The organism is Bacillus sp. FSL W8-1141 (genome assembly GCF_038593205.1).
GTDB classification, from domain to species: domain Bacteria; phylum Bacillota; class Bacilli; order Bacillales; family Bacillaceae; genus Bacillus; species Bacillus altitudinis.
Window position 1 is genome coordinate 88,277 of the sequence record NZ_CP151973.1, and the last position, 11,313, is coordinate 99,589.

At 46.6% G+C, this 11,313-nt stretch carries 6 protein-coding genes, 9 tRNA genes and 3 rRNA genes; all 18 read left to right on the top strand.

Annotated features, from left to right (window positions below):
- Nucleotides 1-9: 9 nt before the first annotated feature.
- Nucleotides 10-867, top strand: a complete 858-nt coding sequence (gene folP / locus NSQ52_RS00465) for a dihydropteroate synthase (RefSeq protein WP_024719371.1) — start codon at nt 10-12, stop codon at nt 865-867.
- The gene (folB, locus tag NSQ52_RS00470) at nt 860-1,222 is read left to right on the top strand and encodes a dihydroneopterin aldolase (RefSeq protein ID WP_024719372.1); all 363 of its coding nucleotides are present in this window, start codon (nt 860-862) and stop codon (nt 1,220-1,222) included. The genes folP and folB overlap by 8 nt, the downstream gene beginning before the upstream one ends.
- Nucleotides 1,219-1,722 carry a 2-amino-4-hydroxy-6-hydroxymethyldihydropteridine diphosphokinase gene (folK, locus tag NSQ52_RS00475; RefSeq protein ID WP_007496156.1) on the top strand — a complete coding sequence of 168 codons (504 nt, stop codon included), beginning with the start codon at nt 1,219-1,221 and terminating at the stop codon, nt 1,720-1,722. The genes folB and folK overlap by 4 nt, the downstream gene beginning before the upstream one ends.
- On the top strand, nt 1,674-1,907 hold the full coding sequence (locus NSQ52_RS00480) for a helix-turn-helix transcriptional regulator (RefSeq protein ID WP_008341798.1): 234 nt from the start codon (nt 1,674-1,676) through the stop codon (nt 1,905-1,907). Before folK ends, NSQ52_RS00480 begins: the two co-directional genes overlap by 49 nt.
- Nucleotides 1,900-2,901, top strand: coding sequence for a tRNA dihydrouridine synthase DusB (dusB, locus tag NSQ52_RS00485; RefSeq protein WP_035704043.1), 1,002 nt, complete (start codon nt 1,900-1,902; stop codon nt 2,899-2,901). The genes NSQ52_RS00480 and dusB overlap by 8 nt, the downstream gene beginning before the upstream one ends.
- Nucleotides 2,902-2,991: 90 nt before the next feature.
- A complete protein-coding gene (lysS, locus tag NSQ52_RS00490) occupies nt 2,992-4,491 on the top strand; it encodes a lysine--tRNA ligase (RefSeq protein WP_024719373.1) in 1,500 nt (499 codons plus the stop codon).
- Nucleotides 4,492-4,832: 341 nt separating this feature from the next.
- A 16S ribosomal RNA gene (locus NSQ52_RS00495) occupies nt 4,833-6,381 on the top strand.
- Between the two features lie 181 nt (nt 6,382-6,562).
- Nucleotides 6,563-9,493, top strand: a 23S ribosomal RNA gene (locus NSQ52_RS00500).
- Nucleotides 9,494-9,554: 61 nt separating this feature from the next.
- Nucleotides 9,555-9,670 (top strand): 5S ribosomal RNA (gene rrf, locus NSQ52_RS00505).
- Together the 16S, 23S and 5S rRNA genes form the textbook arrangement of a ribosomal RNA operon.
- 781 nt (nt 9,671-10,451) lie before the next feature.
- Nucleotides 10,452-10,527, top strand: a tRNA-Val gene (locus NSQ52_RS00510).
- A gap of 33 nt (nt 10,528-10,560) precedes the next feature.
- A tRNA-Thr gene (locus tag NSQ52_RS00515) sits at nt 10,561-10,636 on the top strand.
- Nucleotides 10,637-10,673: 37 nt separating this feature from the next.
- A tRNA-Lys gene (locus NSQ52_RS00520) sits at nt 10,674-10,749 on the top strand.
- Between the two features lie 7 nt (nt 10,750-10,756).
- Nucleotides 10,757-10,839, top strand: a tRNA-Leu gene (locus tag NSQ52_RS00525).
- A 30-nt stretch (nt 10,840-10,869) separates the two neighbouring features.
- Nucleotides 10,870-10,941: transfer RNA gene (locus NSQ52_RS00530), tRNA-Gly, on the top strand.
- Nucleotides 10,942-10,953: 12 nt separating this feature from the next.
- Nucleotides 10,954-11,039 (top strand) — tRNA-Leu (locus NSQ52_RS00535).
- 11 nt (nt 11,040-11,050) lie between these two features.
- Nucleotides 11,051-11,127, top strand: a tRNA-Arg gene (locus tag NSQ52_RS00540).
- Nucleotides 11,128-11,134: 7 nt separating this feature from the next.
- Nucleotides 11,135-11,211, top strand: a tRNA-Pro gene (locus NSQ52_RS00545).
- Between the two features lie 8 nt (nt 11,212-11,219).
- A tRNA-Ala gene (locus NSQ52_RS00550) sits at nt 11,220-11,295 on the top strand.
- Nucleotides 11,296-11,313: the final 18 nt, after the last annotated feature.

The following is an 11,313-nucleotide window of genomic DNA, read 5'->3' on the forward strand; positions in this document are numbered from 1 at the left end:
GTGGACACAATGACACAACAATTGATAAAACAGCCTAAAATCATACAAGCCAAGCACCATACCCTTAGTTATGAAGAAAAGACATTGGTCATGGGCATTTTAAATGTCACACCGGACTCTTTTTCAGATGGAGGAAAATTCAATCAAATTGATAAAGCGCTGGCTCATGCAACGCAGCTCATAGAAGATGGGGCGCATATTATTGATATTGGCGGTGAATCGACTCGGCCGGGGGCGGCACTTGTCTCAGAGCAAGAGGAGCTTTCAAGGGTCATTCCTGTCATTGAGAAGATCACAAAAGAATTGGACATACCTATTTCTATTGATACGTATAAAGCCCATGTCGCAGATGAGGCAGTGAAAGCGGGAGCCTCAATCATTAATGATGTATGGGGGGCGAAAGCTGATCCTCAAATGGCGCATGTGGCAGCGAAGCACAACGTGCCAATCATCTTAATGCACAATCGACCAGAGCGGAATTACACCCATCTGATTTCAGATATGATTGCAGATCTGAAAGAAAGTGTTCAAATTGTAAAACAAGCGGGTGTCCGTGATGACATGATTATATTAGACCCTGGTGTAGGATTTGCGAAAAATAAAACTGACAACCTCATGGTCATGAATGAACTTGAACATTTTTGCCACCTAGGGTATCCGCTGCTTCTAGCAACATCCCGCAAACGATTCATCGGTGCAGTTTTAGACCTGCCGCCTGAAGAACGTACTGAAGGAACGGGTGCAACGGTCTGTCTTGGGATTCAAAAGGGCAGCGCGATGGTCCGAGTGCACGATGTAAAAGAAATCGCAAGAATGGCAAAAATGATGGATGCCATGCTGAATAAAGGAGGCGCTTATCATCGATAAAGTATATGTAAACGGAATGGAATTTTACGGCTATCACGGTGTATTTGCAGAAGAGAATAAACTAGGCCAGCGCTTTCGTGTGGACCTAACAGCTTCACTTGATTTAAGTAAGGCAGGACAAACGGATGACCTAAATGAGACCATCAACTATGCTGAGCTCTACAACATCTGCAAAAATATTGTAGAAGGGGACCCAGTGAACCTCGTTGAAACGCTGACAGAAAGAATTGCAAACCAAGTGTTAAAGGACTTTCCGACAGTTCAAGAATGTACAGTAAAAGTAATCAAACCAGATCCGCCAATTCCAGGACACTATCAGTCCGTTGCCATTGAAATGACGAGATCACGCGCATGAACAATACAGCATATATCGCTTTAGGCTCAAACATAGGAAAAAAGGAAACCTACTTAAAAGAAGCTGTCAAAAAACTTCACGAACATCCAGGTGTTCAAGTTGAATCCATTTCATCTATATATGAGACAACACCTGTAGGCTACGAGAATCAGGATGACTTCTTGAACATGGCTGTGAAGATTTCCACCTCGCTTCGTCCCGAAGAACTTCTATCACTGACTCAGAACATTGAGCAGGAGTTAGGCAGAACAAGAGAAGTGAGGTGGGGTCCACGGACAGCTGACCTTGACATTTTACTTTATAATCGTGAAAATATTGAAACAGAACAACTTGTAGTACCGCATCCTAGAATGTACGAACGTTTATTCGTTCTTGTTCCGATGAGTGAGATTTGCCCAGAAATCGGCGAAGCCCAGATAAACGCCGTAACAGACCAAGAAGGTGTAAGCATATGGAAAAAGACATGTGGGGTAGAAGAATTCGTGCATACCGAAAGCTAAAAGGGTATACTCAGGAAGGGTTCGCCAAAAGACTGGGCATCTCTGTCTCTGTCTTAGGGGAAATTGAGCGAGGCAATCGATTACCAACAAACCAAATGGTTGGTCAAATAGCAGATGCTTTAAATATAACGGTGGAAGAACTTTCACCAATACTTGAAGAAGAAAGGAGGGGACATGATGTTTAAAATCGGAGATATCGAAATTAAAAACAAAGTAGTGCTCGCACCAATGGCTGGTGTGTGTAACTCTGCTTTCAGACTCACTGTGAAAGAGTTTGGAGCGGGCTTAGTCTGCGCTGAAATGGTCAGTGACAAAGCGATCTTGATTAATAATGCCAGAACGATGGGCATGCTGTACATTGATGAACGTGAAAAACCGTTGAGCCTTCAGATATTTGGGGGAGAAAAGGACACGCTCGTAGAAGCGGCCAAGTTTGTAGACCAGAATACAACGGCGGACATTATTGATATTAATATGGGATGTCCTGTACCAAAGATCACGAAATGTGACGCAGGAGCGAAATGGCTGCTGGATCCAAACAAGATTTACGAAATGGTATCCGCAGTCGTAGAAGCTGTAGATAAACCTGTTACGGTGAAAATGAGAATGGGCTGGGACGAAGACCATATCTTCGCTATCGAAAATGCCCGTGCTGTTGAACGAGCAGGCGGACAAGCGGTTGCGCTTCACGGACGGACACGTGTGCAGATGTACGAAGGAACAGCGAATTGGGATATTATAAAAGAGGTCAAACAATCTGTTTCCATTCCAGTCATCGGCAATGGAGATGTCAAAACCCCTCAAGATGCAAAACGTATGCTTGATGAAACGGGTGCAGATGCTGTCATGATCGGAAGAGCCGCACTAGGAAACCCGTGGATGATTTACCGGACGGTTCATTATTTAGAAACGGGTGAACTAAAAGAAGAGCCTAATGTGCGTGAGAAAATGTCTGTGTGCAAACTTCACTTAGACAGACTCATAGACCTGAAAGGTGAGCATGTGGCTGTCAGAGAAATGAGAAAACATGCAGCATGGTACTTAAAAGGTGTCCGAGGCAATGCAGATGTAAGAAACCAAATCAATCAAAGTGAAACGAGAGCGGAGCTTGTAAAAGTTCTAGATGACTTTACGATCGAAGCCGAGGCAAAAGAGCTTCAAAGAATAAAAGTAGGATAAGACTATCTTTCTTTTTGTAGCTCACTGCTAGTGCACGTACTGGCAGTTTTTCTGCTTTTCTCTGCAAAATACATTATTGGAGTGATATAAATGAGTAATGAAGGGCTTAATAACGAAGAATTAAATGATCAATTCCAAGTAAGACGTGACAAAATGAATAAAATGAGAGAAGAGGGTATCGATCCATTCGGTGAACGATATGACCGTTCTCATCAATCCGCACAAATTATTGCTGAATATGACGAGTTTTCAAAAGAAGACTTAGAAGAAAAAGCAGCTCAAGTAACAATTGCTGGCCGTATGATGACAAAACGCGGAAAAGGGAAAGCTGGCTTTGCGCACATTCAAGACTTAGAAGGACAAATTCAAATCTATGTACGTAAAGATAGTGTAGGAGAAGAAGCTTACGAATTATTCAAAAGCTCGGACCTAGGCGATATTATCGGTGTGACGGGAACCGTATTTAAAACGAATGTAGGAGAACTTTCAATTAAAGCGACTAGCTTTGAGGTTCTTACAAAAGCACTTCGCCCGCTCCCTGATAAATATCACGGACTAAAAGATGTAGAACAACGCTATCGTCAGCGTTACCTTGACCTGATTGTCAATCCAGAAAGTAAGCAGACGTTCATCATGCGAAGCAAAATCATTCAATCAATGAGAAGATACTTAGATTCAAAAGGATACCTAGAAGTTGAAACACCAACAATGCATAGCATCCCTGGTGGTGCATCAGCTCGTCCTTTCATTACTCATCACAATGCACTTGATATGCCACTTTATATGCGTATTGCGATCGAGCTGCATTTAAAACGTCTAATTGTCGGTGGTCTAGAGAAAGTATACGAGATTGGTCGCGTATTCCGTAATGAAGGAGTCTCAACTCGTCATAACCCGGAATTTACTATGATTGAGCTGTATGAAGCATATGCAGACTATAAAGACATCATGAACCTAACGGAAAACTTGATTGCTCATATTGCCCAAGAGGTGCTGGGAACAACAACAATTCAATATGGAGAAGATCAAATTGATCTAAAACCTGAATGGAAGAGACTCCATATGGTTGAAGCAGTCAAAGAAGCAACAGGTGTAGACTTCTGGCAGGAGATGTCTGTAGAAGAAGCAAAACAGCATGCTGCTGATCACGATGTTGAAATCACAAAAAACATGACAGTAGGTCATATTATCAATGAGTTCTTCGAGCAAAAAGTAGAAGAAACACTGGTTCAGCCTACTTTTATTTACGGGCACCCAGTTGAGATTTCTCCATTAGCTAAGAAAAATCCTGAAGACCCGCGCTTCACGGACCGCTTTGAACTATTCATCGTGCGTCGCGAGCATGCAAATGCATTCACTGAACTGAATGATCCAATCGACCAAAGAGAACGCTTTGAAGCTCAATTAAAAGAACGCGAAGAAGGAAATGACGAAGCGCATCTCATGGATGACGATTTTGTTGAAGCATTAGAATATGGCATGCCGCCAACAGGCGGACTAGGAATCGGTATCGACCGATTAATCATGCTGCTAACAAATTCTCCATCAATCAGAGATGTACTGCTTTTCCCGCAAATGAGAAACCGTTAATACATCAACAAAAGCGCCATTTGATCTGTGGCGCTTTTTATTTTTCATAAAATGAAACTTTTTTCAAAAAAACTATTGCAAGAAAAGAATTCAGATGGTATATTATTATTCGTTGCCGCAAAACAGCAACGAGGTTGAAAAAAGAAAATGAAAAAAGTTCTTGACTTCAATCGAAGCGAAATGTTAAGATATTAAAGTCGCTTACGAGCGATAACGAAAATGATCTTTGAAAACTAAACAAGACAAAACGTACCTGTTAATTCGAGTTTTTATAAAAAATCCTATGATACATCATAGGTAGTCAGTCAAACTGGCGAAAAGCAAAACTTCGGTTTTGTACTTTTTCGGAGAGTTTGATCCTGGCTCAGGACGAACGCTGGCGGCGTGCCTAATACATGCAAGTCGAGCGGACAGAAGGGAGCTTGCTCCCGGATGTTAGCGGCGGACGGGTGAGTAACACGTGGGTAACCTGCCTGTAAGACTGGGATAACTCCGGGAAACCGGAGCTAATACCGGATAGTTCCTTGAACCGCATGGTTCAAGGATGAAAGACGGTTTCGGCTGTCACTTACAGATGGACCCGCGGCGCATTAGCTAGTTGGTGAGGTAACGGCTCACCAAGGCGACGATGCGTAGCCGACCTGAGAGGGTGATCGGCCACACTGGGACTGAGACACGGCCCAGACTCCTACGGGAGGCAGCAGTAGGGAATCTTCCGCAATGGACGAAAGTCTGACGGAGCAACGCCGCGTGAGTGATGAAGGTTTTCGGATCGTAAAGCTCTGTTGTTAGGGAAGAACAAGTGCAAGAGTAACTGCTTGCACCTTGACGGTACCTAACCAGAAAGCCACGGCTAACTACGTGCCAGCAGCCGCGGTAATACGTAGGTGGCAAGCGTTGTCCGGAATTATTGGGCGTAAAGGGCTCGCAGGCGGTTTCTTAAGTCTGATGTGAAAGCCCCCGGCTCAACCGGGGAGGGTCATTGGAAACTGGGAAACTTGAGTGCAGAAGAGGAGAGTGGAATTCCACGTGTAGCGGTGAAATGCGTAGAGATGTGGAGGAACACCAGTGGCGAAGGCGACTCTCTGGTCTGTAACTGACGCTGAGGAGCGAAAGCGTGGGGAGCGAACAGGATTAGATACCCTGGTAGTCCACGCCGTAAACGATGAGTGCTAAGTGTTAGGGGGTTTCCGCCCCTTAGTGCTGCAGCTAACGCATTAAGCACTCCGCCTGGGGAGTACGGTCGCAAGACTGAAACTCAAAGGAATTGACGGGGGCCCGCACAAGCGGTGGAGCATGTGGTTTAATTCGAAGCAACGCGAAGAACCTTACCAGGTCTTGACATCCTCTGACAACCCTAGAGATAGGGCTTTCCCTTCGGGGACAGAGTGACAGGTGGTGCATGGTTGTCGTCAGCTCGTGTCGTGAGATGTTGGGTTAAGTCCCGCAACGAGCGCAACCCTTGATCTTAGTTGCCAGCATTCAGTTGGGCACTCTAAGGTGACTGCCGGTGACAAACCGGAGGAAGGTGGGGATGACGTCAAATCATCATGCCCCTTATGACCTGGGCTACACACGTGCTACAATGGACAGAACAAAGGGCTGCGAGACCGCAAGGTTTAGCCAATCCCACAAATCTGTTCTCAGTTCGGATCGCAGTCTGCAACTCGACTGCGTGAAGCTGGAATCGCTAGTAATCGCGGATCAGCATGCCGCGGTGAATACGTTCCCGGGCCTTGTACACACCGCCCGTCACACCACGAGAGTTTGCAACACCCGAAGTCGGTGAGGTAACCTTTATGGAGCCAGCCGCCGAAGGTGGGGCAGATGATTGGGGTGAAGTCGTAACAAGGTAGCCGTATCGGAAGGTGCGGCTGGATCACCTCCTTTCTAAGGATATATGGAGCAGTGTGCGTTTTCGTCTTGTTTAGTTTTGAAGGATCATTCCTTCAAACATGTCTCTAGCGAGACAGGATTGTTCTTTGAAAACTAGATAACAATAAGTAATACATTCACATTGAATGCAATGCAAAGTTCATCACACATAGTGATTCTTTCTAAAGTAAGAAATGGTTAAGTTAGAAAGGGCGCACGGTGGATGCCTTGGCACTAGGAGCCGATGAAGGACGGGACGAACACCGATATGCTTCGGGGAGCTGTAAGCAAGCTTTGATCCGGAGATTTCCGAATGGGGAAACCCACTGCTCGTAATGGAGTAGTATCCATACTTGAATACATAGAGTATGAGAAGGCATACCCGGGGAACTGAAACATCTAAGTACCCGGAGGAAGAGAAAGCAAATGCGATTCCCTGAGTAGCGGCGAGCGAAACGGGAACAGCCCAAACCAAGAGGCTTGCCTCTTGGGGTTGTAGGACACTCTATACGGAGTTACAAAGGAACGATATAAGCGAAGAGGTCTGGAAAGGCCCGCCAAAGAAGGTAACAGCCCTGTAACTGAAATGTTGTTCTCTCCAGAGTGGATCCTGAGTACGGCGGAACACGTGAAATTCCGTCGGAATCCGGGAGGACCATCTCCCAAGGCTAAATACTCCCTAGTGACCGATAGTGAACCAGTACCGTGAGGGAAAGGTGAAAAGCACCCCGGAAGGGGAGTGAAATAGATCCTGAAACCGTGTGCCTACAAGTAGTCAGAGCCCGTTAACGGGTGATGGCGTGCCTTTTGTAGAATGAACCGGCGAGTTACGATCCCGTGCAAGGTTAAGCAGAAGATGCGGAGCCGCAGCGAAAGCGAGTCTGAATAGGGCGCATGAGTACGTGGTCGTAGACCCGAAACCAGGTGATCTACCCATGTCCAGGGTGAAGTTCAGGTAACACTGAATGGAGGCCCGAACCCACGCACGTTGAAAAGTGCGGGGATGAGGTGTGGGTAGGGGTGAAATGCCAATCGAACCTGGAGATAGCTGGTTCTCTCCGAAATAGCTTTAGGGCTAGCCTCAAGGTAAGAGTCTCGGAGGTAGAGCACTGATTGGACTAGGGGCCCCTACCGGGTTACCGAATTCAGTCAAACTCCGAATGCCGATGACTTATCCTTGGGAGTCAGACTGCGAGTGATAAGATCCGTAGTCGAAAGGGAAACAGCCCAGACCGCCAGCTAAGGTCCCAAAGTATACGTTAAGTGGAAAAGGATGTGGAGTTGCTTAGACAACCAGGATGTTGGCTTAGAAGCAGCCACCATTTAAAGAGTGCGTAATAGCTCACTGGTCGAGTGACTCTGCGCCGAAAATGTACCGGGGCTAAACGTATCACCGAAGCTGCGGACTGTTCTTACGAACAGTGGTAGGAGAGCGTTCTAAGTGCAGTGAAGTCAGACCGGAAGGACTGGTGGAGCGCTTAGAAGTGAGAATGCCGGTATGAGTAGCGAAAGACGGGTGAGAATCCCGTCCACCGAATGCCTAAGGTTTCCTGAGGAAGGCTCGTCCGCTCAGGGTTAGTCGGGACCTAAGCCGAGGCCGAAAGGCGTAGGCGATGGACAACAGGTTGATATTCCTGTACCACCTCCTCACCATTTGAGCAATGGGGGGACGCAGGAGGATAGGGTAAGCGCGGTATTGGATATCCGCGTCCAAGCAGTTAGGCTGGGAAATAGGCAAATCCGTTTCCCGTGAAGGCTGAGCTGTGATGGCGAGCGAAATTTAGTAGCGAAGTTCCTGATTCCACACTGCCAAGAAAAGCCTCTAGCGAGGTGAGAGGTGCCCGTACCGCAAACCGACACAGGTAGGCGAGGAGAGAATCCTAAGGTGATCGAGAGAACTCTCGTTAAGGAACTCGGCAAAATGACCCCGTAACTTCGGGAGAAGGGGTGCTTCTTAGGGTGTTAAAGCCCCGAGAAGCCGCAGTGAATAGGCCCAGGCGACTGTTTAGCAAAAACACAGGTCTCTGCGAAGCCGTAAGGCGAAGTATAGGGGCTGACGCCTGCCCGGTGCTGGAAGGTTAAGAGGAGCGCTTAGCGTAAGCGAAGGTGCGAATTGAAGCCCCAGTAAACGGCGGCCGTAACTATAACGGTCCTAAGGTAGCGAAATTCCTTGTCGGGTAAGTTCCGACCCGCACGAAAGGCGCAACGATCTGGGCACTGTCTCAACGAGAGACTCGGTGAAATTATAGTACCTGTGAAGATGCAGGTTACCCGCGACAGGACGGAAAGACCCCGTGGAGCTTTACTGCAGCCTGATATTGAATGTTGGTACAGCTTGTACAGGATAGGTAGGAGCCTTGGAAACCGGAGCGCTAGCTTCGGTGGAGGCATCGGTGGGATACTACCCTGGCTGTATTGACCTTCTAACCCGCTGCCCTTATCGGGCAGGGAGACAGTGTCAGGTGGGCAGTTTGACTGGGGCGGTCGCCTCCTAAAATGTAACGGAGGCGCCCAAAGGTTCCCTCAGAATGGTTGGAAATCATTCGCAGAGTGTAAAGGCACAAGGGAGCTTGACTGCGAGACCTACAAGTCGAGCAGGGACGAAAGTCGGGCTTAGTGATCCGGTGGTTCCGCATGGAAGGGCCATCGCTCAACGGATAAAAGCTACCCCGGGGATAACAGGCTTATCTCCCCCAAGAGTCCACATCGACGGGGAGGTTTGGCACCTCGATGTCGGCTCATCGCATCCTGGGGCTGTAGTCGGTCCCAAGGGTTGGGCTGTTCGCCCATTAAAGCGGTACGCGAGCTGGGTTCAGAACGTCGTGAGACAGTTCGGTCCCTATCCGTCGCGGGCGCAGGAAATTTGAGAGGAGCTGTCCTTAGTACGAGAGGACCGGGATGGACGCACCGCTGGTGTACCAGTTGTTCTGCCAAGGGCATCGCTGGGTAGCTATGTGCGGACGGGATAAGTGCTGAAAGCATCTAAGCATGAAGCCCCCCTCAAGATGAGATTTCCCATTCCGCAAGGAAGTAAGATCCCTGAAAGATGATCAGGTTGATAGGTCTGAGGTGGAAGCGTGGTGACACGTGGAGCTGACAGATACTAATAGATCGAGGACTTAACCTATATTCTAATGTGAAAAATGAACATTGTTATCTAGTTTTGAGAGAACATTCTCTCCATCAGGTTTGGTGGCGATAGCGAAGAGGTCACACCCGTTCCCATACCGAACACGGAAGTTAAGCTCTTCAGCGCCGATGGTAGTTGGGGGTTTCCCCCTGTGAGAGTAGGACGCCGCCAAGCTTTTCAAAGGATCAGTTCCAATCGGAACTGGTCTTTTTTGTGTTTTAATAAATGATATATCTATTTATATTGAAAATCGTGGTCTTTCACTACATTCTCAATAACTCATTCATTTCATCCCCTTCACTGGAATTTTAGACATTCTATAATATTCTTATCATCCAATCTCGTCGCTCGCTCATCTTGCTAAGAGTTAACATCAAAAGAGTAAACATGTCTAAAAAGGATCTTCTCCTCTGGCAACCATATGTAGCGAACTGCGCTTGCTGCTAGATCATTGAAACCTACATAAGAGAGCAAAGGGCATCTTGTTTGCTAATGAGAGAGAGGAGGAAGATTTGAGTTAAGCACCACAATGTTTGATGAGGCAAGGGAACATTGAGACGAATTTTTGGAAAATGGCCAGAATCAATTTAATATAAAGCAAATATACAAAATGGTTTCTCGGAAAAATAAAATAATAAAAAAATTCGTTTCTATATGCACGTTATCTGAGGGTTTAAGGAATAAAACAAACATTTTTCAGCTTTAAAAGAGCTGTTTTTACATTGAAAAAGCGCTATTAATGCCCTTTTTAACAAAAAAACATAAAAAAATGAAAAAAAGACTTTTAAAATGAAGAGACAAGTGGTAAACTTCTTTAGGTGCCTTAACGAAAAGATGTGAAAAAATAGCTTTAAAATAAATTCAAAAATTATTTTAAAAAAGTCTTTACAAACAATATCTTATCGTTATATAATACTATTTGTCAGATCGAGAGACAATCGAAACGACATAATATGGAGGATTAGCTCAGCTGGGAGAGCATCTGCCTTACAAGCAGAGGGTCGGCGGTTCGAGCCCGTCATCCTCCACCATATTTATTCTTACATAATGTTAGGATAGATAAAGCCGGTGTAGCTCAACTGGTAGAGCAACTGACTTGTAATCAGTAGGTTGGGGGTTCAAGTCCTCTTGCCGGCACCACTTTCATATGGTAAGATAGACAAGTCGCTTTAAAAGCGAGCCATTAGCTCAGTTGGTAGAGCATCTGACTTTTAATCAGAGGGTCGAAGGTTCGAGTCCTTCATGGCTCACCATTTTCATGCGGGTGTGGCGGAATTGGCAGACGCGCTAGACTTAGGATCTAGTGTCTTTATGACGTGGGGGTTCAAGTCCCTTCACCCGCATTGCCAAACAACATAAAGAAATCCTGTAATGCGGAAGTAGTTCAGTGGTAGAACACCACCTTGCCAAGGTGGGGGTCGCGGGTTCGAATCCCGTCTTCCGCTTATACCATCCACGCCGGGGTGGTGGAATTGGCAGACACACAGGACTTAAAATCCTGCGGTAGGTGACTACCGTGCCGGTTCAAGTCCGGCCCTCGGCATTATAAAATAAGCGCCCGTAGCTCAATTGGATAGAGCGTTTGACTACGGATCAAAAGGTTAGGGGTTCGACTCCTCTCGGGCGCGCCATTAAGATCGGGAAGTAGCTCAGCTTGGTAGAGCACTTGGTTTGGGACCAAGGGGTCGCAGGTTCGAATCCTGTCTTCCCGACCATCTTTTATGGGGCCTTAGCTCAGCTGGGAGAGCGCCTGCCTTGCACGCAGGAGGTCAGCGGTTCGATCCCGCTAGGCTCCACCAATATGATCTTTGAAAACT

What these genes read in the sequence shown, in the direction of transcription:
- folK (WP_007496156.1), top strand. Translation starts at nt 1,219, where the DNA reads ATGAACAATACAGCATATATCGCTTTAGGCTCAAACATAGGAAAAAAG.
- lysS (WP_024719373.1), top strand. Translation starts at nt 2,992, where the DNA reads ATGAGTAATGAAGGGCTTAATAACGAAGAATTAAATGATCAATTCCAA.
- dusB (WP_035704043.1), top strand. Translation starts at nt 1,900, where the DNA reads ATGTTTAAAATCGGAGATATCGAAATTAAAAACAAAGTAGTGCTCGCA.
- folP (WP_024719371.1), top strand. Translation starts at nt 10, where the DNA reads ATGACACAACAATTGATAAAACAGCCTAAAATCATACAAGCCAAGCAC.
- NSQ52_RS00480 (WP_008341798.1), top strand. Translation starts at nt 1,674, where the DNA reads ATGGAAAAAGACATGTGGGGTAGAAGAATTCGTGCATACCGAAAGCTA.